Genomic DNA, 24,711 nt, shown 5'->3' with positions numbered 1-24,711 from the left:
TTTTTATTTTGAATTTGAATAAGAATATGGGTAGGCTTCTTTTGTTATACCTCTTTTTAAATTCGGAGAACTTGTCATATCAAAATTTAGTTCGCCTCCTTTTAACACATCAAAATGGTTGATGTAATTTTTAGAATGAGGAGCATTATCCCATTTTAATTCGTTTACATATTTATTAGTTTCTGAATTATTAGGAGCATTGATAATAAGCTGTTTTCCGTTTTCTAACTGTAGAGTTGTTTTCTTAAACAAAGGCGCTCCCAAAACATATTCTTCTGTTCCTGGACAAACTGGATAAAATCCCATGGCTGAGAAAATGTACCATGCAGAAGTTTGTCCGTTATCTTCGTCTCCGCAATAACCATCTGGGGTTGGTTTGTACAAACGGTTCATAACTTCTCTTGACCAATATTGCGTTTTCCAAGGTTCGCCTGCATAATTGTACAAATAAATCATGTGCTGAATTGGCTGATTTCCATGCGCGTATTGTCCCATGTTCATGATCTGCATTTCGCGAATTTCGTGAATAACAGCTCCATAGTAACTATCATCAAAAACCGGAGGCATTGTAAATACGGCATCTAATTTTGCGGTAAAATTCTTCTCTCCTCCCATTAAATCAATCAAACCTTGAATATCGTGAAAAACGCTCCAGCTGTAATGCCAGCTGTTTCCTTCTGTAAAGGCATCTCCCCATTTGAACGGATTAAAATTGGCTGGAAAACTGCCGTCTTTATTTCGTCCGCTCATTAACCCTACGGATGGATTATAAAGTTTTTTATAATTCATCATTCGCTTTTCATACAAACTAATTTCTTTTTTCGGGCGATTTAATGCTTTTGCCAATTTCCAAATCGCAAAATCATCATAAGCATATTCTAGTGTTCGCGCTGCATTTTCGTTGATTTTTACATCATACGGAACATATCCTAAAGTATTGTAATACTGAACTCCTTTTCTTCCAACAGCTTCTAGCGGACCTTCGGTATTAGCTCCGTGCAGTAAGGCTTCGTACAAAGTATTAATGTCATACCCTCGCAATCCTTTCATGTAAGCATCTGAAACGACAGAAGCCGAATTGTTTCCCACCATTACATTTCTAAAACCTGGACTTGACCATTCAGGAAGAAATCCGCCTTCTTTGTAATCGTTTATCAATCCTTCCTGCATTTCTTTGTTTATAGAAGGATAAACTAGATTTAATAAAGGGTATAAAGCGCGAAAAGTATCCCAAAATCCGGTTCCTGCATACATATATCCTTGCAGCACTTTTCCGTTGTACGGACTGTAATGCACAATTTTCCCATCTTTATCAATTTCATATTGTTTTTGAGGAAAACAAACGGTGCGATACAAACAAGAATAAAAGGTTTTTAATTGATCTACATTCGTATCTTCTACAGTAATTTTTTCTAAAACTTTATTCCATTCTGCTTTAGATTGGACAACGGTTTCTTCAAAAGTTGCTTTTCCTAATTCATTTTTTAAATTCAATTCAGCTTGCTCCTGACTTATAAAAGAAGATGCTACTCTAACATTTACTTTTTCTCCTTTTTTGGTTTTAAATCCAACCACAGCACCTACATGATTTCCTTCTGATTCTAATTTATCAGCAGTCAAACTCTTATCAATCCAAGTTGAATTGGTTTCAAACTTTTTATCAAACACCAAAACAAAATAATTCTTAAAGTTTTGAGGAACTCCTCCGCTATTGCGTGTTGTATAACCTATTATTTTATTCTCTGACGGAATTATTTTGATATAAGAGCCTTTATCAAATGCATCGATTACAATAGAAGATTTTTCATTTTCTGGAAATGTGATCTGAAAATGTGCCGCTCTTTCTGTTGTTGTAATTTCAGTCGTAACATCATGATCTGCCAGATAAACGCTGTAATAATAGGGTTTTGAAACTTCTGCTTTATGACTGAACCAACTCGCACGTTCGTCTTCAGCGAAAACCAATTTCCCCGTAACAGGCATAATCGAAAACTGACCGTAATCATTCATCCAAGGAGATGGCTGATGTGTCTGCTTAAATCCTCTTATTTTTTCTGCCGTATACGTATACGCCCATCCGTCGCCCATTTTTCCCGTTTGCGGCGTCCAGAAATTCATTCCCCATGGTCTGCAAATTGCTGGATAGGTATTTCCATTTGAAAGATTATGCAAAGATTGTGTTCCCATTAGAGGATTTACATATTCTACGGGATCTAAATTCTGTGCATTTAGAAAAAAGCAAGATTGCAATATTCCTAAAAAAATTAAACTCTTTATTTTCATATTTCTGAATTGTAAATGGTGAATTGTGAGTTGTGAAATGTTTTATATTATACCCAAGATAGGACTGTAAACTGCGCCTGTGACTGAAAACTAAAAAGGTTTATCTTCTTTCTTAACTCCAAATGTCGTTGACGTTTTGCTTCCCATATATAATTTCAGCTCTCCGCCTTTCACAATCATTTCTTGCGTGATATATGATTTTGTATAGGGTTTTCCGTTATATTCTACTTTTTGAATATAAATATTTGAAGCACTGTTATTAATTGCACTTATTGTAAATGAAATACCTTTTTTGTGATGGATAATGGCTGAATTTACCAATGGACTTCCTAAAACATAAATTCCGTTTGCTGGATTAACCGAATAGAATCCCATAGAAGATAAAACATACCAAGCCGACATTTGTCCTAAATCTTCGTTACCGCATAATCCGTCTGGCTTTGTTGAGTAGAATTTCTCGTCGATTTCTCGAATTAATCTTGCTGTTTTCCAAGGCTGTCCCACATAAGCATACAAATACGGAATATGATGATTTGGCTCATTTCCGTGAGCGTATTGGCCTATTAAACCGCTGATATCTGGCGAAACATCCTCGCCTTCTACTTTGTCAGTCAGCAAGAAAAGTGAATCCAGTTTTGTGATAAATTTATCTTCGCTTCCAAACAAATCAATTAAACCGTACGGGTCTTGCGGAACCAACCAAGTGTATTGCCACGCATTTCCTTCTACATAATCGTCTTTACGGTGCGCTGATGAAAGCGGATTAAATGGCGTTCTCCAATTGCCATTTGCCAATTTACCACGCATAAAAGTGGTTTCTTTATCAAAATACTGTTTGTATAAATTGGCTCTTTTGGAAAAATAATTATAATCTTCTGTTTTGTTTAAAGCTTTCGCCATTAAAGCGATGCAATAATCATCAATCGCATATTCTAAAGCATTTCCAACAGACTCTAATAATTTATCAGCAGGAATATATTCTAGTTTCTGAACATAATCCATTCCGTTTCGGGTTTGCATTGCCGTTTTTTTAACTGCTTCGTAAGCCAACTCTGTATCGTAATCTCGATATCCTTTTAAATACGCATCTGCAATAACCGCTATCGAATGATTTCCGTTCATCGTATTGGTTTCGTTGCCCATTAAATGCCAAACAGGCAATCTTCCTTGCTGTTGATAAATCGCTAAAAACGATTTTACAATATCATTGATTTTTTCTGGTTGTGTAATTGTATAAAGAGGATGCAGTCCGCGGTAGGTATCCCAAAGTGAAAAAGTAGTGTAATTGGTAAAATTGGCTTTTTCGTAAACCTTTTTATCAGTTCCTAAATAATCTCCATTCGCATCATTAAAAATTGAAGGCGCAAACATGGTGTGATACAATGAAGTATAGAAAACTTTCATTGTTTTTTCATCTGCTTTAATCTGAACTTTATTTAGCTCTTTGTTCCATTTTGAATCTGCTAATTTCACAACTGCATTAAAATCCCAATTCGGAATTTCAGCTTTTATATTAGCAGATGCATTTTCTGTGCTAACTGGAGAAATTCCGACTTTTACCAGAATCTGTTTATTTTTTAAGGTTTTAAAATCTAAAACCGCTTTTATTTTTAAGCCTTCTCCTTCAGTTCCTTTAACGACAGCTGTACTGTCATAAACTATCATGTTTGCGATTGGCTCAGAGAATTCCATTGCAAAATAAATACGCTGATCTGCCGCCCATCCTGCAGAATATCGATAGCCTTCAATTTTATTTTCGCTAACTTTTTTAATGAACGTTTTTACGGGTCTGTCCCAACCGATTCCGTCGGCAAGATCAATTAAAATGTGCGAATCATTAGTGTTTTCAAAAGTATATTTATGAAAACCAACTCTTTCGCTGGCTGTTAATTCGGCTTTGATTTTATATTTATCCAATAAAACGCTGTAGTATCCTGGTTTTACCACTTCGTTTTTATGAGAGAAATACGAGCCGTAACCTTTTACCATATCTTCTTTTGTTCCTTTGGTCAAACCAACTTTTCCGCTGACAGGCAAAACAAGAATATCATTTAAATCCCCAATTCCGGTTCCGCTTAAATGCGTGTGTGTAAATCCCAAAATCGTATTACTGGCATAATTGTAACCGCTGCACCAGTCCCAGCCTTCAAAAATATTTACCGGTCCCAACTGTACAGCTCCAAAAGGAACATTTGCTCCCACAAATACGTGACCGTGTCCCGCCGAACCAATAAGCGGATCTACATATTGCGTATATTTTACATCGGTTTGGTTTGTCTTTTTTTGCTGTGAAATTATCGGATTGGCAAAAAGTAAACTTAAAGCCAAAAAGCCGCTAAATACTATTCTCATATATTTTAATTTTTTAATCTGTGTGTTAGACGCACTGCAGTGCGTCTCTACGGTCAATTTATGAACCTTATGATAAAAATAATGAACTCTCATCTTCGTAAAGAGACGCACTGCAGTGCGCCTCTACAGAAAACCTTTGTTTATTTAATTCTTAAAAAAAATTGTCTAAACATGCGATTCAATTATTTTTAAATTCTTTGTGTTAGACGCACTGCAGTGCTTCTCTACGATCACTTTATAAAACATTATGATGAAAAATGAACTCTCATCTTCGTAAGAAGACGCACTACAGTACGTCTCTACGGAAAACCTTTATCCCTTTGCATCTTTGTTCCTTTGAACCTCTACTCGTATTTCTTTAAAACCTCAAACAAAGAATAAATCTTAATCTCAGGTTTTGCTATTTTCCCTTCAAACGAAATTGTTTTTTCTTCTCCTGCTTTTAGATCAAAATAATTATCGCTCCATTTTCCGTTATAGCCTTTCATCGAAATACAAACGTATTTTGCCATTTTCTGAGCTTTTACAACTACGATATTTCCTTTTATTTCCCAACTGATTTTTGGGTCTTCTAATGCCAAATCTTTCGGATGTGTAAAATCGGTTTCTGGTTTTATGTCGTCTCTGTATGCTTCTTTTATAGCATACCAAGCGGCTTTTGGCTGTCGATTATTGTAGTCTGTAATGCTCCAACTTGCTACAGGCCAACAGTCATTTAACTGCCAAACTAAAGTTCCCATATTATAAGGCGATTTAGCACGATGGATACCAACAATATTTTTTATGGAATAATAATGCAGACATTGACTCAAATAGGCATAATCTTCTAGATTCATTTTTTTTATTTTCGAAGCATCAATAAAATATCTGCCGAGATAGGAATCTAATTTTTCAAAACCTTGACCCGCTTTTAAATGTACTTTGAGTATATCAGAATATAAATGTCGGTCTTCTGGTGAAGTAAAACCTTCAATTGAAGCGTAATTTGGTAATGATAGCATTCCGTATTCGCTCACAAATCTTCCTGTCTTTTTCTGAACGGCTTCAATATCTTCCAATCCCCACCAAATTCCCCAATAATGGCTGTCTCCTTCGGTTACACTTTTTGCTTTTGACCAATGATATAATGGCGAAGAACTTAAATAAGGGCGTTTTCCATCAACTTCTTTTACCCATTTTGGTATACTGTCATGAAACAAACGGGTGTAATCTTTCCACAAACGGATTGAATCTTGTTTTGAAATTTTGAAACTTTTCATCCAGCCCCAATTTTTAAAAGCTTCGTCAGATTCATTATTTCCGCACCATAAAACAATGCTTGGATGATGGCGCAGTCTTTTTACCTGATATTGAACTTCTTTTTTTACATTATCAAAAAAAGCATCGTCTCCAGGAACCATTGTGCCTGCGAACATAAAATCCTGCCAGACATTTATCCCATATTTATCGCATAAATCGTAGAAATAATCATCTTCGTAAATACCTCCGCCCCAAACACGAAGCATATTCATATTGGCTTCTTTGGCAGATAAGACTATTTTTTCATATTCTTTTTTGGTCACTCTAGAAAGAAAAGCATCTGACGGAATATAATTGGCTCCTTTCATATAAACCGGCTTTCCGTCAATCTTAAAATAAAAAGAGCGGCCAAGACTGTCTTTGTCTTGTATTAATTCAATTTTTCGATTTAAAATATAAGGTTTCTCAGGTTCTTTTTCGTCGTAAGCTTCAAATCTTGGCGTTTTCCAAATTCCGCAAGTGGTGAATTTTGGTCCCCAATCCCATCCAAAATGGTATTGCGCTTTGCGTACATAAGCTCGAGGATTGTCTGGAATTACAAATGGATAATCTTTTTTTGCCAGCGAATCGACTACATTTTGTGCCGATTGAAATACGATTCGCAAATCGTTATTTCCTGATTTCAAGACTTTTTTAACGTCAACACGCCATTGACGAAACATATTATCAGCTTTTAAAACCAGCTTATCGTTTACATAAATCGATGCATAAGTATCTAATCCGTCAAAAACTAATTCTGTATTTTTCTTTTTCAACATATTTGCCGAAACCTGAAAAACTGTTTTGTATTCCCAGTTTTTGCGCTCAATCCATTGCAGTTTTTTCTCATTGTCTCTGTAAAATGGATCTGGAATTAATTTGCTGTTTAGCAAATCGGTATGAATTTCTCCTGGCACAGTAGCCGAATACCATTTTTGTGTTTTTTCTTCACGATACTTCCAATTGTTTTTTAAATCAATTTTCTGCGAAAAGGCAATTGATGTAAAACCAGCCAGAAATAAGGACATTATCCAATGAAGTTGTTTTTGATAATTCATTTACAGAGTACTATTTTAATACCTTCTAAAATTACTAAAAAAGGCAAGTAATTGGGCAGTTTTAGAGAAGGAAAGACTGACCGCGCTATTCCTTCTCTTGAAAATTTATTCTTTGTTAGTAACTCTAAAATACAACTAGAAATATTTTCTTTACCACTGCCTTATGTTTTCTTTTATTTTGATGTGGATTGTTTTTAATTCAAATAATTGAAATAAACTTTAAGTATACTATTTTGAAAATTTTAAAATCCAGAAAATAAAACCCATCTTTTTCAGCAGAATCCCATTGGTTTGCTGCGAAAAAAAAGCATTTAAATCTGTACAATAATTTTTTCAATTCTTTCCTCCAAGATCACTCAATTAAATTGTTTTAAAAATAAGCCGGGTATGCTCAGTACCCGACTTATTTTAACTAACCAACCAATTTAAAAATTATTTATCCCACCAGATTCTTGTGGTCATTAAATCTAAACCTTGACGTTGAATTGCTTCTTTATAATTAGCCTCATTTGTGATAAGTTCTGACTGATCATAAATTAATCTTCTCGGAATTGTTCCTTGTGTTTCTCCAGTTGGATCATTAACAGGAACTAAAACTGGGTAGCCTGTTCTTCTGTATTCTGAGAATGCTTCAAAACCGTTGAATAACAATACAATCCATTTTTGAGTGATAATCTGTTCGATTTTTTGCGCTTCTGTTCCTGCAGATTTAAACGGATACGTTGTGATGTAAGTGTTGTATTCTGCTGGCGTAACGGCAGGCACTTTATCTCCAAAAATGGTTAAGATATTCATTGCCGCTCTTACACCGTTTTCATAATACGTCTGAGCAGAACCGCCAACATTCCACCCTTTTACAGCCGCTTCAGCCAATATAAACTGAACCTCAGCATAAGACATAATTAGTGTTGGGGCATCTAAACGCAATACTGTAGAAGTATTTGGGTCTGAGAACAATTTTTTGTCTCCTCCTGGAAATTCTTTTGCATCATTTGCCAAACCTTGCTGACTTGCCGGATTGTTGTCTCCTGTTGCTTCTAGTTTTGCATAAATTCTTAAACGAGGATCGTTTGTGTTTTTCAACATATCGATAAACGTTTTACTGAATTTAATGTTAGATTCTCCTCCATTCAAATCGTTTCTAACCCAAGAAGATGTAATTGGATTGGTTTTAACACCTGCAGGACCTGCATCGTGTTTTAAAACCAAACTGTCATCATTTGAAGTAAAAACTCCTTTTGCATAAGCTTTTTCTACAAATTCTTTTGCTTTTGCCGGATTTACTTTAGATAAACGCATTGCAACTCTCAGCATTAAAGAGTTTGCTAGTTTTTTCCATCTTGCAACATCACTTTGGTAGTACAAATCGGCGCTTCCAACAAATGGTTTTCCTGCATCAAGTGCAGTTCCAGCTTCATCCAATTCTTTTAAAAGATCATTGTAAATCGCTTCTTGCGTATCATATTTTGGAGAAAAAACATTTCCGTTATATCCTTTTCCTGCTTCAAAATAAGGGACTTCACCATAAGTATCTGTCAATTTTTGGAACAAGAAAACTTTCATGATTCTTAATGCCTGAATCATATTGGTATTTTCTGGCGTATTTTCTACTACAGATAATAATTGGAAAATCTGATTTAATCCTTTTCCGTAAGTCTCACCAAAAAGAGCGGCAGAATACTCAGAAGAATACGTGTATTTTGAACCTGGTCCTCCTAGCGAAGAAAACTGCTGCACGATTTGCGCTGCGTATAAATTGTTTCCTCTTGTGTTAGAAAAATCTTGTCCGTCTACATAAATCTCAGCAAGCGTAAACATTGATTTTACAGCTGGATCTGTTAAAGCATTTGGATTCTTATTCATTTCTTCGAATCCTTTGTCGCATGAAGCTAATGTCAAAGCACCAACAATTGCGACACAAAATATTTTGATATATCTATTTTTCATCTTTTTAAGAATTAGAATTTGACATTAAGTGAAAAACCATAGTTTCTTGTCAATGGCATAGAAGCTCTCTCCATACCTTGAGCATTACTGTTTGAGTAATTTGACTCAGGATCGATGTTTGGAACTTTGTCATAAATAGTCCATAAATTATGAGCAGAAAATGCTAAACTAACAGACTGGAATGGTGTTTTTTGCAAGTATGCTTTTGGGAAATTGTATGCAAATGAAATTGCTCTAAGCTTTACAAAATCTGCATCGTAAACAAAGTTTGATGTTACGTCACTGTAGCTTCTCCAGTAATTGTATGCCGAAACTGTTGTATTAACTGGGTTTCCGTTAACATCTGTCCCGCTTACTTGAACACCATTTTCACGGCCTGGAAGTGTAATTTCAGATAATCCGTAGCGTGTTCCTAACTGGTTTGTAGCTGAGTAGATCTCTCCTCCAAATTTAGCATCAACAAAAACAGAAAGTGTGAAATTCTTATATGAGAAATCATTAGAAAGTCCCATAGACATTGGCGCAACACCTTGTCCTGCAATGATTAAATTTCCTCTTAAGAATTTTCCGTCGGTGCCAAGCACTATATTTCCATTAGCATCTCTTAAATAGTCGTATGCTTTAATTACTCCAAATGGCTGTCCTTTTTCTAACACTACATTAGCTCTTCCATCTCTGTTTCCTTCTAATGTTTTCGTCGTAATTTTATCAGAAAGATTCAAAACTTCACTATCATTATAAGCAAAATTATAACCTACGTTCCAAGAAAAACTTGGTGTTTTAACCGCTTTTACATTAACAGCAAACTCCACCCCTTTGTTCAAGATTTCTCCAACATTGATTTTTGTTGTTCTGTAACCTGAAGCTTGAGAAACGTCAGCATCTGTAATATCATTTGTAGTTTTTTTGCTGTAGAAAGTCAAATCTGTACTTACTCTGTTATTGAAGAATGTGTTTTCGAAACCAAACTCAATTGTGCTTACGTTGTAAGGCTTTAAAGTTCTATTTGGAATTGTTTCTCCGTTTACACCCAAAATTGGCTGCCCTAAAGAATCTGTCTGTCCGTCTGGTGTAGTGTAAGTCAATGCTAGAGCATAAGCTTCTGGCAATGCTCCTCCAACGTTACCCCAACCTACTCTAACCTTACCATAAGACATCCATTCAGGAAGACCGATAACTTCAGAGTAAATAAAACTTGAACTTACAGAAGGATAGAAAGTACTGTTGTTTGCAGGATCTAGTGTTGAAAACCAATCTTCACGACCCGTTAAACTCAAGAATAAGAAATCTTTATATCCGATATCTGCAGAATAGAAAAGAGAATTCACTTCACTTTCTGAGAATAATTTTTCCGTTTTGTCAGGCTGAGTATTTCCATAGAAATATTTGAATGGAACGATAAAATTGTTTCCTTTCATTTTGATGCCGCTGTATCTGTTATGCTGACGGTTTGCTCCAATAAAAGCATCTAGTGAAATATCTTTAGCAATATCTCCTTTGTAACCCAAGAAACCAGAAGCGTTTACTTCAGAACGTGTTTCGATTCTGTTTTCGATAGATCCGCCTGGGTTATAATTTATTCCAGTTGGCTCAATTTCAGTATACTCATAATTAACATCGTCAATACCAATAACAGCTTTAGCATAAATTTTATCTGTAATGTTATAATTTACTTTTGCCGAACCGATAAAACGTTTTCTAAGATCATCATTTAAAGGAGATTTTGTAGCAAAATAAGGATTGGTATGGTATACGTTTGCTCCTAAAAAGTCTTCTTCTCCTCCGTTTGCGTCATACGGATTGCTTAACCATCTGATATCTGAACTTGTAGTCATGAAAGTAGTCGGGAAAGACGGATTTCTTGGCGAGTCATTTAAATAAGGACGGTTGTGGCTTTTCTCAGAAATGTACTGAGCGTTACTTTCTATGCTGATTCTTTTATTTGGAGCCGAATTTAAGCTTAAAGCCACGTTGTTTCTTCCAAAAGTAGTTTCCGGCATGATCGATTCGTCTTTGGTATTTCCGAAAGACAATCTGAAATTTGTTGATTCGTTTCCGCCAGAAATCGCTAAAGTATTGCTGAAAGAATATCCAGTTCTGTAGAAATTCTCCACATTATCTTTTCCGTAAGGCTGATAAGGTCTTGTTTTACCGTCAAGAGAAAGAGACGGTGTCCCGTCATATTTATCTCCCCATGAAAAATAATATGAATCTCTAAGTTCCTGTAAATTGGTAAATCTAGTTGGCACACCGTTGGCATCTGGCGCTCCAGCACCATATTGATCCTGCCATTTCAAAAGGCTTGCAGGTGTATTAAAAGAAGAATTTGTACTAAAATCTACTCCTATTCCAGTTCCGTTTTTACCTTTTTTAGTTGTAATTAAGATAACACCATTTGAACCTCTGTACCCATAAAGAGCAGAAGCGGCACTACCTTTAAGAACCGACATCGAAGCTATATCGTCTGGGTTGAAAGATGACATACCGTCTCCTTTATCAGCACCTCCCCACATTCCGGCATTTCCTTGTTGCGTATTGTCGATCGGAATTCCGTCTACCACATACAACGGCTGATTCAGTCCTGATGCAGAAGTTGCTCCACGAATTACCACACGGCTTGAACCTGAAGGCCCTGTAACTGGTGCCGAAACGTTTACTCCGGCAATCTTGCCTTGAAGCGCGTTTCCTAAGTTAATTTCTTTATTTTTTGTCAGATCCTCGCCTTTTAGTTCTCCAACTGCGTAACCTAAACTTTTCTTTTGTTTTTTAACTCCAAATGAAGTTACAACAACATCTTTTAATTCTTGCGTCGTTTCAACTAACGTGACGGCAACTCTTGTATCTTTTTCTTGAACTGCCACTGATTGTGACTGAAACCCCATAGAAGATACATTAAGGATAACTTTACCTTCAGGAACATTCATTCTAAATCGGCCTTCGGCGTCTGAAATAGCACTAAATGGTTTTCCCTGAACTTCGATTGATGCACCGACAATTCCCTTGTTCTCTGCATCTGTAACTATACCGGTTATTAATCGATTTTGCGCGGCAGCACTCAAACTGCTAAGCAATATCACTCCTAACACTGCTAATATTCGTCTCATAAGCGTTTTTTTGGTTATTGGTTTTGATTTTGTTTTGTTGTTAAGTTGTTTGTTTTTAAATAATTAATAAAAAATTGCACTCTATTTTCAATATTACAGCTCGAATAAAAAAGTAGTTCTTAGCTGTTTTAGTTTTTTAAGGTCTAAGAAAATCCAGAAAAAATCTTACTAAATCGTTTTAGTGAAATGATTAAAAAAAAGTCCCACTTTTTTAATTTCTAATTTTCAATTTTGATGTCGGATTGATTAAACAGATTCTCTTATGATCAAAGTTCCTTTTTTGAGAACCTTTTCTATTTTGAAATCTTCCAAATTTGTCATCTGGCTCATTAGCAGCTGTATCGATTTGACGGCAATTTCTTCAATAGGCTGCGCAATAACCGAGATTGTGGGCGTATGCAATTTGAAGCTGTCATGATCATCAAAACTTATGACGGAAACATCTTCGGGAATTTTGCATTTCAAAATCCTAAACGCCTGAAGTCCTGCAAGCCCGAGATAGTTGGCTGAAAAAAGAACCGCATCTATCTCCTTATTTTTCTTGAAGAAATTTACAATGGCTTCAATTCTGCTTTGCTCGCTTGAATGATAATCCAAATGCAGCGTATACTTTTCGTCATAGATTCCTTCTTCCTTCAGTGCTTCTACATATCCTTTTTCTCTTAACTTCATCTGAATCATTCCAGATTCATTATTCACAACTGCGATATTCTTTTTTCCTTTCCCGATTAAAAATTTAGTTGCCGAATAAGATGCTTCGTAATTGTCCATGAGAACGTGACTTACTTTTTGGTTGGCAAAATATCGGTCAATCAAAACAACAGGTTTTTGCAATTTTAAAAGCTGTCCGATTGTTTTCTCTAAATTTCGAGTAGGCGTAATAATAAAACCCTCCACATTGGCTTGCAAAAGACTCTGCACTAATTCTTCAGAACGGTTATTATCATCGCCTGTACTGCAATAAAAAACTCTGTAATCTATATTTTTTGCTTCGTCTTCAATAACTCTGGCCAAATCTGCAAAAAACTGATTGGATATGTCCTCTACAATAAGTCCGATTGATCTTGTTTTTCCAGTTCTCAAACTACTAGCAATCATGCTTGGCTTATATTGCAATTTTTGCGCTACATCCTGAACCTTTTTGATTACCGTTGGACTAATAGCCATTTTTTCGCCCTTTCCGTTGATCACAAAAGACACAGTAGAAATAGAAACTTCTGCCTGTTTCGCAATATCTCTAATTGTAATCTTTTTCATCGGACAAAAAATGTATTGTTGAATATTTTAGTACATCGCAAATATAGGCAAGTGAAGCTTACAAAAACGTTTTAGTAAAATTTTTTTTCAATAAATCGCTTTTTTTTCTACAAAATAAAATGAAATATTCAGCAAATACTGGTTTTTGATCAGTTATTGTCATTCTGACTTTTAATATCAATTTTCTGGTTTTTATGTCGATTTAAGTGGATTTTGAGGAAATTTTTAATGATTTTGAGGATTTATTTTTCGAAAAAAAGTTCAAAAAATGATGATTGAGTGCTGTCTTTTTTGTAGAAAAAAATAAAATTAGTTAAAAATCAAACGCCTCTAAACATGAAATGTCCAAAGGCGTTTCTACTTGAAATATTTCTAGAAAGAGACAATTGCTGTCTTACACTTTCATATCCGTAAACATTTTTTTTCTTTTATATTTAAGTCCATTCGGATTATAAAAAGATGGCACCCATTTAGCAGAGTCAGTTTTTAAATGAATTGGATTTTCTGCACTAGGGTTTTCAGACATTTTAACCGCAGTATATCTCGCATAATAATGATTGAATATTCTAACAAATTCTGTAAAGTATAAATCGGCAACATCTTTATTTCCTCTTATTATCAAAGTATTTTCATCATTATTAGCAATGGAATTGTCGCTAAAGTTTGCAGAGCCTGTTACCACAATAGGATCTTCTCCTAGTGGATCTATTAATAGCACTTTATTATGAATAAAGTTAGTTCCTATATTTGAAGGTTTTGAATTTAGCAGAAAACCAGCGTGAGTTTCTTCTAGCCAATCATAAAGCCCATCTTTAAGATATGTTCCGTATACAATTACATTATCATAATCTGTTGTAACGAGGCTAGTATTTTTATCTTTTTTATCGATAATAACATATTTCAAATTATCTGTTTTTCTAACAATCACTTCTTTCATTTTCAAACTAAAAGAAAAAGGAAACATACCGCAAACCAGCTGTTTCGAACCTGTCATATAATCTGCATATGTCTGTAGAATTGTTTTCTTTTCACGCGGACTAAAAAAAACTTTAGTGCTCTTCTTAGGAATTTTATCATACAGAAGATCAGGCTGAATAGCAATTGTTTTTTTATCAAGCACATCATTTAAAGGATCTTGAGCAAGCTCTGTCCAATAGTTAAAATATTGCTTCGCTATATTTTCATTTCGTATAACATGACCTACATTACATTGTCCAAAAATTCCTTTTGGAGTTATATTTGTAGAACCAGTCCAAACCTCCATAGGTCGATCATCTTTGAGCAGAATTATAAATTTATTATGTGCAATAAACCGTTTTGAGGCTTCTGCGCTGCGTGGAATCATAACATTTCGAGGTAAGCCAGCTTCATTTATTGCTTTATTATTCGCTTCTTCTTCCCCTCTAGAATCATAAATTATTTTTACGTCAACCCCTTTTTCTTCACATGCAACTTTAAATCTTTCGAGTACTGGTAAGTATTCAAATTCATAAAAAGCAGCACGAAGCTTATAAGAACTGTCTTTAGCTTTATCAATAAATTTTAACAAAGCTTCTTCCAGACCTCTTGAAAGCCATTTTAGCGCTTCTGCAGTTTCCTCCTCACTCATATCCTCAGAACCAGGCCTTTTATTTTTGAACCTTCTCGCATAAGCCAAACTACCCGCTACACCTCTATTAAAATAAATTGAATGCTCTCCCGCATCTTCTGTAGGTGTTTTTAACCTAATTGTACAAGGTTTTCTGTATTCCAAAAATTTTGGCTTTCCGTAAACGGGAGTTACTGTATAAGAATACTCATGTTCACATTTAACAGTAAAATCTTCCCAAAGAAATGATTGAACTGGATGCTCGAAAGTACTATGTAGTTGTCCTTCAAATGTGTTTCCAGCAGTTTCCTCAAAATACTTAAAACCTTTAAGATAATATTTTTCGTTCTCAGTATGATCTTCTCTTTCAATAGCAAATCCTAGAAGCCCGTCGGTCAGACTTTTTTCCATGTCAAAAGAAAGCAGAATCGCAGAAGTTCCAATTACTGCTGTTATTTCTAGTCCATTTTTTTGTTTTACTCTTTTACGCATATTTTTTATTTTTATTGGTTACCATTATTTTTATAAATCAACACTTTAACATAAAAAACATAAATGAGGCATATACGATAAGGAAAGATCTAAACAGATTTAAGGCTTGCAGTAAATATTTGCTGAAACAAAATAGCAGGACTAAATTACAAAACAACAAAACACTGATAATGAGTGTTTTTACGCATTTTATTTTTAATAACATTAATTTAATATCAAGCGTTTTAAAATTAAAAAACGCAGCTTCAAGATTAGCATAAAGCACTATGATCTAGATTAAATTTCAAACTCCAATAAAGCTCTCTCTTTTTAGATGTTGTTTTAAACAAAACCTCAACACTATAATTTGACATGCATTGAGTAATCAAAAAAATCACTATTTTTAAACTAACCTTCACTCTTTTGTATTATGAACGATAAACCACAGCTTTTAGGTTCCATTTTCAGACATCTTGACGGATTAGTTACACCTCCAGTTGCGATTGCATTCAAAAACAAATCGGTTTTAGAATTTATTTTAGACAGAAAAAAACTTGCCTTATCTGAGCTTACAGCTACTTTTAAAGCTAACGAAGGTTATCTCAATGTCGCGTTGCGAGTTTTGGCTTCTCAGGGATTTTTAGAATATGAAATCGATAATAAAACTCAGGTAATTACCATTTCTGTAAATGAGAAAACGGAAACCGCTTTTTCGCTGTTTTATCTCTATGAAGATGTGGTGAGTTTGTTACAATTGTCTATCCAGTTTCATCCGCGTTTGTTTGAAGATGTTCCTTTTGAAAAACTCAATATTATCTTCGAAAAATATAAAAAGAGATACGGAATTGAACCTTCAGATGATCCGCTGAAAAACAGTATCCAGGAGCAAATTTTAAAACATATTGAAGGCTACCTCATCGGACCAACTATTGTTCGACTGGCCATGAACGGAATGTTTCATAAATATTTTATGGAAACTTCTTTCAGACCCGAAGAGTTTCATAAATCACCAGAAAAATTTAAAAAAATATTGGACTTTTTTGTTCATCTGGGCTGGTTTCTAGAAAAAAATGGCAATTATCAGTTTACAGAAGCAGGTTTATTTTTTGCTAAAAGAGCCAGTGCTTATGGTGTCACCGTTTCGTATCTGCCCACTTTTGCTAAAATCGAAGAATTAATTTTTGGCAATCCAGATATTTTAAGAACAGCTGAAGGCGAAAACGAACTTCATGTCGATCGTGAAATGAATGTTTGGGGAAGCGGCGGCGCGCACGACACTTATTTTAAAGTGGTTGACGAAATCCTGATCAAGCTTTTTAATCTTCCGATCGAAGAACAGCCCAAAGGAATTCTAGATATGGGTTGCGGAAATGGCGCTTTTCTGCAGCATATTTTTGAAGTAATCGACAGGCAGACTTTACGAGGAAAAATGCTCGACGAATATCCGTTATTTCTGGTTGGTGCCGATTACAATCAGACGGCTTTGAAAGTCACGAGAGCCAATCTTATCAATGCTGATATTTGGGCCAAAGTAATTTGGGGCGATATCGGACGTCCTGATTTATTGGCAAATGATCTGAAAGAAAATTATAATATTGACTTGAAAGATCTTCTCAACGTAAGGACTTTTTTAGATCATAATAGAATTTGGCAAGATCCGAAACATACTAACGCAAACAGAGTCAGTACCTCAACTGGCGCATTTGCTTACAGAGGGAAAAGAATTAGCAATAATTTGGTTGAAGATAATCTCTTAGAACATTTACAAAAATGGTCGCCGTATGTGCGTAAATTTGGTCTGCTTTTAATTGAACTTCATACCTTAAATCCGAAACTTACAGCTAATAATTTAGGTCGAACTCCAGCAACTGCTTATGATGCTACTCATGGTTTTTCGGACCAATATATTGTTGAAATTGATGTTTTTAATGCCATTGCGGCAGAAGCAGGATTGTTTCCAGATCAAGCGATTTTCAAAAGATTTCCCGATGCAGATACAGCAACAGTGAGCATTAATTTATTGAAAGGAAAATAGATCAAAATGTGAAATGTGAAATGTGAAATGCGGAATGTAAGATGTAAGAACTAGATAAATGATACATTTCGCTCACTGGGATTTTTGTAGAAACATTTCAAGCTCTCGAAGAGCGAAATATTTTGCCTAAACATAAAAAAGGAGCAATCTTTTCAGATGCTCCTTTAATTTGAATTTTATATCAGAAAGAAATTATTTCCCTCCAATCAATTCCATAATCTTGTCATAAATCGCTGTATTCTGATACACGCCCATGAATTTTTCAGATCCTGGTCCATAAGCAAAAACCGGAACCGGAATTGCCGTATGATCGTTGGTGCTGAAACTTCCGTGAACATATCCTTTTTCAATGCTTCCATCGATAAGAGATAATCCACCTGTTTCGTGATCCGCGGTTACGATTAATAAAGTTTCTGGATTTTTATCTGCAAATTCCATTGCTTGACCAACCAATTTGTCAAAATCAAGCATTTCTCTCACCACATATTCTACATTGTTTTGGTGTCCGCCATAATCTATTTGAGCGCCTTCCGCCATAATAAAAAACGGATTCTTTGTTTTTGAAAAAGTGTTTGTTGCTTTCGCAAAAGATTTCGTTAAAAAATCTCCTCTCCCATTTTTCATAGAAACCACCGCAGCATCTTCCAAAACTACAAATCTGCTGTTTTTAATGGTATCTAAACTCGAGAATTTATCCGAGAAAGTATAGCCTTTTTCAATTAAGGTTTTAGACAAATCTTTTCCATCCTTTCTGGAAATAAATTCTTTCTGTCCTCCTCCAATTAAAATATCAGATGGACTCGAAAGGAAATCATTCGCAATAGGTTCACTTAAACTTCTTTCTGGCTGATGCGCATAAAATGCCGCTGGCGTCGCATCAGTAATATTCCCAGCAGAAATAATGGCCGTTTTATAGTTTTTCTTTGCCAATTGCTGTGTAATCAATTCAAGAGGTTTTCTGTTTTCATCAACACTTATAAAACGGTTATTGGTTTTATGTCCTGTAGCCATTGCCGTTGCTCCTGCCGCAGAATCTGTGATATAACTGTCTGAAGATTTTGTGATCGAAAATCCTTGAGTTGGAATATTAAACAAACTCAACTGCCCTTTGTTTGCCGTGTAACCAGAATAGATTTGCGCTAATCCCATTCCGTCTCCAATTAGCAGAATAACATTTTTTGGGCGTTTATTTTTGAAATTATTTTTAGGCATATACGCTTGATGAAATTCGGTATTCTGATAAAATGTGGTTTTGATATTATTGATAAATTGAGTCAGTTCGGCCACTTTATCCGTTCCGATAAAATCGACTTTTAAATTCATCAAAGTCATGTACGTATTCACGTTGTCTTGCGTAGCCCAGAATCTTACTTTTTTGTTTTGATCATGGACTTTTTTGATTATGGCCTGAATCTTTTCGGCATCTGGCTGTGTCAAAACGCCTTTTCCGTTCCAAACTGTGATTTCATGCAAATCTTCACTGATCATCTCAACTCTCGCTAATTGATCTAGAGTATAATTTTCATTCAGCCTTCCGTCAAAATAAATAAAATCTGGATATGCCGCCCATAGTGACGGTAAAGGTCTATTTCCAGAAATAACCACTTTGATGTTTTTATTCGAAATGATATCTGGGAAAGTCTTTAATTGTTGGGTAATGGTTTTCAAAGTCGGATCGGCATCTGACTTAATATCAATCATTAAAATCAAAGGTTTATTGCTCGGATACGCTTTTCCTTCCAACGTTTTTAATTTGTTGGAAAGAGGTTCTAAATAAATGCTTTTAAGCGTATTGTGAGAAGCTATTTCTTTAGAAGTATGTGCCACAAACAATTCGTTATTCACTAAAAAAACATCGGCTTCTATAACTCCTGTTTCGTTAGAATAGGCACCATAAAATGGTAATTTGCTTTCGTAATCGTTATGAGAATGAATGTTAGACGAACTGTATTCTTGCGCTTGCGCGAATAGGCAAAATTGAAGACAAAAAAGGGTGATTATTTTTTTCATCGAAAATGATTTTATTCTTTTAAAGCTGTAGGTGACTTTATCAGAATTTGGTTTATGCTATTTTTTTTTAAAACACATAGAAACATAGCTTTTCTTTATGCGTAAGGCGTTTTACTTGTTTAAATTCACATAGTAAAAAGTAATCTTGTCATTTCGAACGAAGAGAGAAATCTTCACAAGAAACTCCACAATCTAAATCTCCAATCTTTGTCGAGTTTCTTACGAAGATTTCTCCTTCGTCGAAATGACAAGATTGTGTGACTGGGTGCTGCTCATCATTCCTCGGAGTGACAAACTTTTTTTACAACTGCAGTCTCCTGACTAAGACTGCAGCGTAAAAAACTAAAAAAACACAACAAAATTATGTATTACCAGCCTTGGTTTTGTGTCAAAGCTCCTTTGCTCACTGCGATTTCATCTGGCGGAATTGGCCAAACGTGGTGAATAGCAGGATTAAAATTACGGGCAGGATATATTACGCTTCCGTTATAATGGTGCAATGGTTTTGCGTAAGCTTCTTTTGCATCTCCCCAACGCACTAAGTCAAAATGACGATCTGTCCACTCGCCTGCTAGTTCGCATCTCCTTTCTCTTTTCAAATCGACCATTGTTGCGCCAGAAATATCAGCAAGACCTGCACGGTGACGGATCATATTGATTTCTGCATCTGCATTTTGACCTTTCATTAATTTCGCTTCCGCTAACATCAAAATGACATCTGCATAACGCAAAAGAGGCACATTTAAAGCTGTTGAAGGTTTGTCTCCGTTCGCATTTACGTAACGAATATCCACTCCGCCAGAAGTTGTTTTTGGATAACTGAAAGGCTCCATATATTTTTTAAACTGATAACCCGTTCTGTTACTTGAACTTACAACATGACTTCCTTCATTAAAAGTTACAGTTTCTCCGAAGTAAACAAATTTGTCTCCTTTTTGTAAAATCGTAGCACTGCGTCTTTTGTCGTTTGGATCATAAGCATCAAATAATTCTTTTGTCGGATAAAAATTTCCCCAGCCGTTGTAAACTCCCCAACCTTTATCTTCTAAACAAACTCCAGGAAAAATAGAACCTAAAGAAGTATTTTCTGCACTTGAAGTTACAGACCAGATATACTCTGAAGACCAATTGTTACTGATTTTGAATACGTCTTCAAAATTGTCCAATAATTTGTGTTTTCCGCTAGCCACAATCATATTGGCATATTTAATGGCATTGTCCCAATCTTTTGCATACAAATACGTACGTACTAAATATGCCCAAGCCGCAGTTTTGTGAGCGCGCCCGCGATTGTCTGGTGTAAGCTGATCAAAATAAGGCAATAAATCGGCTGCTTTGATTAAATCGGCTTCAATGTAAGCGTAATTTTCAGCAACGTTTTTAGCGCGAGGCACATATACATTTGTCGGGTTTTCTCTGTCTTGAATCGGAATTCCTGCACGATCATCTCCGTAATGATAGGCCAATTCTAAATGCATTACAGCGTGATTAAAATAAGCTTCTCCCAACATTCCGTTTCTTGTTTTTTCATCCAAAGCAATATTTGGAATATTACGAATAACGTCGTTACAACGCTTCATAATTTCGTAGTGAATTCTCCAAATATCTTTAGTATCCGACTCAGATCCGTCTACAATAAAATTTTTAATTCTTTCTGCATTTTGCCTTGGTTTTGTTCCAATATCATCGCTGGCATTATTGAGCCAAAAGAAACCACGACCGTACATATTATCATCAGAATACAAAGCATAAATTGCATTTACTCCTGCTTTTGCATCTGCTGGCGTTTTCCAGAAATTCCCGCTCGAAGGAGCTCCTTGCGGCACAACATCAAGTTCGCTTTCGCAAGCCGAAGTGCTTACCAAAAGCACAAAACTCAATAATAAAAGACTTATTTTTTTCATTTTAATTGTTTTTTATTTTTTAAAAAGTTGCGTTAACACCTGTCATGTAAATACGAGAAAGCGGATAACGTCCTAAATCCATTCCGAAGTTTTTAAGTCCGACTTCAGGATCCATACCAGAATAATTGGTAATCGTAAATAAGTTTTGTCCCGAGATGAAGAATCTCAATTTTGCTTTTCCATTCAGCCAGCTTTCTTTTACAGTGTAACCGATAGAAACGTTTTTCAATCTTAAGAAAGAAGCATCTTCAATATACAAATCAGAAATACGACCGAAATTGTTATTATTATCTGTTGACGAAAGAATTGGAACATTGGTGTTGGTATTCGTTGGCGACCAAGCATCTTTAGAATCTGCCAACAAGTTGTAACCAGGGAAAGAAGCATTTAATCCTGTATATTTTACCGCATTGAAAACGCTATTTCCTGTAGCTCCAGTGAAAAAGATATTCATATCAAATCCTTTGTACTTGAAATTGGCATTTAAGCTATACGTTGTTTTAGGAAAAGGACTTCCTAAAACTACTCTATCGCTATTATTTATTACACCGTCGCCGTTTTCATCTTTAAATTTAATATCTCCAGCGACCGCATTCGGCTGATACATTGCACCATTTTTGTTTACATAGGCTTTCACCTCATCATTGCTTTGGAATAATCCATCAGTAGCATATCCGTAGAAAGCTCCAACTGGGCTTCCAACTTGGTAAATATTGGCTAATGGCAAACTACGAACTCTGCTTAAACCAAGAGGCTCTAATGAATTTAAATCATCTTTAATAGAAACAATTCTATTGCTTAAGAATCCAGCGTTTGCGGTAACATCAAATTTAAATTCTCCGCGAGTTTTTTGGTACGTTAAACTCACCTCGATTCCTTTGTTTTCAACATCTCCAGAGTTAACGATTCTTCCTTGTGGCGTTCCAGAAACTCCAGGCAATTGGTCACGAACCAACATGTCTTTGTTTTTCTTTACATAAGCATCAACAGATCCTACCAAAGTATTATTTAACATTGTAAAATCTAAACCGATATTGGTCTGCTCAGAACTTTCCCATTTTAAATTCGGGTTTGACAATTCGCTTTCAGCATAACCATAATTGATGGACGGAACTGCTCCAATTAAAGCCTGAGTTTGTACCAAAGGCACACTAAATTGGTATGGGCCAAGGTTTCCTAAGTTTCCAATTTGTCCCCAGCTTGCGCGAAGCTTTAAGTTGCTAATGATGGGCTCCATTCCTTTCATGAAATTTTCTTGAGAAATTAACCAACCTGCAGAAACTGAAGGATATACTTTCCAGCGATTATTTTCTAATAATTTTGAAGTTCCGTCACGACGGACAATTCCTGAGATTAAGTATTTCTGATTGAAGTCGTAATTAATTCTTCCCACATAAGAAGAAATAATTTCGTCTGATCTTCCTGCTGCTGTCTGCTGAATTAATTTTGCATTCAATAAATAACGCTGTGATGGATCTTCGTTATCAAATCCAGTTCCTTCAACTGTGTAGAAATCTCTTTTCGTTTCTTGATACGTATATCCAGCCAAAGCTTTCAAATTGTGTTTCCCGAATGATTTCTCATAAGAAATAGTCTGCTCACTTAATAAATCTGTAGTCGTTATGTTTTTCAACGTCAATCTGTTGAAATCGAAGATCTTTCCTGGCTCGGTAACTTTTACCGTAAAATCTGTTGCATTATCTTGAATTCTGGTGTAACCCCAGTTTGATTTTACTTTTAATCCAGAAACAATTTCCCATTCAGCATACGGATTGATCAAAATGGTAGAAATTGGATTTTTATTGTCTAATCTTTTTAAGTACGCTACAGGATTGATAACGTCTCCGTAAGAACCAACATATTTTTCTGGAACACCACCAAATTGGCCTGATCCATCTTCTCTGTAAATCGTTGCATTTGGCGGATATAAAATCGCTGCTTGAATGGCTCCTGTGTATGAGCTTGATGTATTAGCAGTCTGACCATCAGTTAAGGAGTACGAAATATTTTCTCCGATGGTGAAATTATCAGCCAATTTAAAAGAAGAATTTGCTCTTACTGTGTAACGTTCTCCGTAAGTATTTAACAAAATACCTTCGTTTTTTCTATAACTTCCAGAAAGAAAGAAATTAGATTTTTCTGTTTTCCCGTTTACCGAAAGAGACAAATCTTGAATTTCTCCTGTACGGAAAATTTCATCCATCCAGTTAGTTTTTGTTGTTCTTGCAGTTGGTTCAAATGCAGGATCAAAAGCAGGAATTCTCGGCAAACCTGCATTATCTCTCGCAAGATTCATAGCATCAGCATATTCTGCAGCGTTTAAAACCTCTAATTTTTTAGCTACATTCTGAAAACCACCTTGATAGTTTACATTCACATTAATTTTATCTGAAACTCCTTTTTTAGAAGTGATCAAAATTACTCCGCCAGAAGCTCTCGCACCATAAATTGCTGCAGAAGCCGCATCTTTTAGAACGTTTATCGAAGCGATATCATTTGGATTTATAGTGTTTAATGATCCGCTATAAATGATTCCGTCTAAAACGATTAAAGGTGTTTCAGCATTTAAAGATCCAATACCACGAATGTTGATTGTTGGCGATGCAGTCGGATCACCGCCATCGTTAATTACGGTAACTCCAGCAACTGTTCCTTGCAATAATTCGGCAGCGTTGTTGTAGGTTCTGCTTGAAGTTTCTTTCATAGAAACAGAACCAACCGCTCCTAAAACTTCGTTCTTTTTCACGCTTCCGTAACCCATTACCACCACTTCTTGAAGCTGTTTTACATCGGCAGCTAATTTTACCGTAATATTTTGAGAACTAGTAACTTTTACTTCTTGTGTTATATAACCCACATAAGAAAAAATAAGCGTCGCTTCTGAAGCGTTTACTTCTAATTTGAATGTTCCGTCAAAATCTGTTGCTGTTGCGGCATCAGAACCTTTATCTTTGATTCCCACGCCAGGCAAAGGCATATTATCATCTCCGCCAAAAACAGTTCCCGAAACAATAATTTTATTCTGATCGACAGAAGCAACTTTCTGATTCTTCTTGATTACAATATTGTTGCTCACAATCTCATATCGAAGCACATTGCCACAAATTTTATCCAACGCTTGTTCTAGCGTTACGTTATTCAATTTTAAGCTTAATTTCTGATTGGCGTTTACTTGGCTGCTTTCATACATAAAATGCACATCAACCTGATTTTCAATTTTTTGAAATATATTTTTTATACTCTCATTATCAACTTTTAAAGTCACTCTTTTGTTAATGTCAACATTCCCTGCTTTCACAGTTAGGGCAGCAAAAAACAAAGTCATAAACAGGAATAATTTTGTTCCTATTGTCCTTATGCTGGCATACCGCACTTGTTTTTCATTCATAGTTTTTAGATTTAGTGTAATTGTTTTGTTTATTAG

Annotated in this window: 11 protein-coding genes; 1 reads left to right on the top strand and 10 read right to left on the bottom strand. The window is 35.4% G+C overall.

Translation table 11 applies throughout. The features are described 5' to 3' along the window. Positions 1–3: 3 nt before the first annotated feature. The 7 genes from GR162_RS20105 to GR162_RS20075 all read right to left on the bottom strand — a co-directional run bounded on the left by GR162_RS20105 (position 4) and on the right by GR162_RS20075 (position 15,359). On the bottom strand, positions 4–2,283 hold the full coding sequence (locus GR162_RS20105) for a GH92 family glycosyl hydrolase (protein WP_160783592.1): 2,280 nt from the start codon (positions 2,281–2,283) through the stop codon (positions 4–6). A gap of 90 nt (positions 2,284–2,373) precedes the next feature. Continuing rightward, positions 2,374–4,635, bottom strand: coding sequence for a GH92 family glycosyl hydrolase (locus tag GR162_RS20100; protein WP_160783591.1), 2,262 nt, complete (start codon positions 4,633–4,635; stop codon positions 2,374–2,376). Between the two features lie 344 nt (positions 4,636–4,979). Continuing rightward, entirely contained in the window at positions 4,980–6,971 is a 1,992-nt protein-coding gene (locus tag GR162_RS20095; protein WP_237421408.1) for a glycoside hydrolase family 2 protein, read from the bottom strand. Between the two features lie 432 nt (positions 6,972–7,403). Continuing rightward, a complete protein-coding gene (locus GR162_RS20090; protein ID WP_160783590.1) occupies positions 7,404–8,918 on the bottom strand; it encodes a SusD/RagB family nutrient-binding outer membrane lipoprotein in 1,515 nt (504 codons plus the stop codon). 11 nt (positions 8,919–8,929) lie between these two features. Continuing rightward, on the bottom strand, positions 8,930–12,022 hold the full coding sequence (locus GR162_RS20085; protein WP_160783589.1) for a SusC/RagA family TonB-linked outer membrane protein: 3,093 nt from the start codon (positions 12,020–12,022) through the stop codon (positions 8,930–8,932). 246 nt (positions 12,023–12,268) lie between these two features. Further along, positions 12,269–13,279 carry a LacI family DNA-binding transcriptional regulator gene (locus GR162_RS20080; protein ID WP_160783588.1) on the bottom strand — a complete coding sequence of 337 codons (1,011 nt, stop codon included), beginning with the start codon at positions 13,277–13,279 and terminating at the stop codon, positions 12,269–12,271. 394 nt (positions 13,280–13,673) lie between these two features. Continuing rightward, positions 13,674–15,359 (bottom strand): phospholipase D-like domain-containing protein, encoded by a 1,686-nt coding sequence (locus tag GR162_RS20075; protein ID WP_160783587.1) that lies wholly within the window; start codon positions 15,357–15,359, stop codon positions 13,674–13,676. A gap of 409 nt (positions 15,360–15,768) precedes the next feature. Here GR162_RS20075 and GR162_RS20070 point away from each other — a divergent pair, with 409 nt between their 5' ends. Next, positions 15,769–17,373, top strand: coding sequence for a class I SAM-dependent methyltransferase (locus tag GR162_RS20070; protein ID WP_160783586.1), 1,605 nt, complete (start codon positions 15,769–15,771; stop codon positions 17,371–17,373). Positions 17,374–17,565: 192 nt separating this feature from the next. On the opposite strand, the gene GR162_RS20065 is transcribed toward GR162_RS20070, so the two are convergent. The 3 genes from GR162_RS20065 to GR162_RS20055 form a co-directional block, all read right to left on the bottom strand. Then, entirely contained in the window at positions 17,566–19,383 is a 1,818-nt protein-coding gene (locus tag GR162_RS20065; protein ID WP_160783585.1) for an alkaline phosphatase, read from the bottom strand. A 368-nt stretch (positions 19,384–19,751) separates the two neighbouring features. Continuing rightward, the gene (locus GR162_RS20060; RefSeq protein ID WP_160783584.1) at positions 19,752–21,287 is read right to left on the bottom strand and encodes a RagB/SusD family nutrient uptake outer membrane protein; all 1,536 of its coding nucleotides are present in this window, start codon (positions 21,285–21,287) and stop codon (positions 19,752–19,754) included. A gap of 19 nt (positions 21,288–21,306) precedes the next feature. After that, positions 21,307–24,675, bottom strand: coding sequence for a TonB-dependent receptor (locus tag GR162_RS20055; RefSeq protein WP_160783583.1), 3,369 nt, complete (start codon positions 24,673–24,675; stop codon positions 21,307–21,309). Positions 24,676–24,711 lie beyond the last annotated feature (36 nt).

It is taken from the genome of Flavobacterium sp. HBTb2-11-1, from assembly GCF_009826975.1.
GTDB lineage: Bacteria > Bacteroidota > Bacteroidia > Flavobacteriales > Flavobacteriaceae > Flavobacterium.
The sequence above is the reverse complement of the archived record's forward strand: the minus strand, read 5'-3'. Positions and strand labels throughout refer to the sequence as shown.

What these genes read in the sequence shown, in the direction of transcription:
- GR162_RS20085 (WP_160783589.1), bottom strand. Translation starts at nt 12,022, where the DNA reads ATGAGACGAATATTAGCAGTGTTAGGAGTGATATTGCTTAGCAGTTTG.
- GR162_RS20105 (WP_160783592.1), bottom strand. Translation starts at nt 2,283, where the DNA reads ATGAAAATAAAGAGTTTAATTTTTTTAGGAATATTGCAATCTTGCTTT.
- GR162_RS20055 (WP_160783583.1), bottom strand. Translation starts at nt 24,675, where the DNA reads ATGAATGAAAAACAAGTGCGGTATGCCAGCATAAGGACAATAGGAACA.
- GR162_RS20090 (WP_160783590.1), bottom strand. Translation starts at nt 8,918, where the DNA reads ATGAAAAATAGATATATCAAAATATTTTGTGTCGCAATTGTTGGTGCT.
- GR162_RS20075 (WP_160783587.1), bottom strand. Translation starts at nt 15,359, where the DNA reads ATGCGTAAAAGAGTAAAACAAAAAAATGGACTAGAAATAACAGCAGTA.
- GR162_RS20095 (WP_237421408.1), bottom strand. Translation starts at nt 6,971, where the DNA reads ATGAATTATCAAAAACAACTTCATTGGATAATGTCCTTATTTCTGGCT.
- GR162_RS20100 (WP_160783591.1), bottom strand. Translation starts at nt 4,635, where the DNA reads ATGAGAATAGTATTTAGCGGCTTTTTGGCTTTAAGTTTACTTTTTGCC.
- GR162_RS20065 (WP_160783585.1), bottom strand. Translation starts at nt 19,383, where the DNA reads ATGAAAAAAATAATCACCCTTTTTTGTCTTCAATTTTGCCTATTCGCG.
- GR162_RS20060 (WP_160783584.1), bottom strand. Translation starts at nt 21,287, where the DNA reads ATGAAAAAAATAAGTCTTTTATTATTGAGTTTTGTGCTTTTGGTAAGC.
- GR162_RS20080 (WP_160783588.1), bottom strand. Translation starts at nt 13,279, where the DNA reads ATGAAAAAGATTACAATTAGAGATATTGCGAAACAGGCAGAAGTTTCT.
- GR162_RS20070 (WP_160783586.1), top strand. Translation starts at nt 15,769, where the DNA reads ATGAACGATAAACCACAGCTTTTAGGTTCCATTTTCAGACATCTTGAC.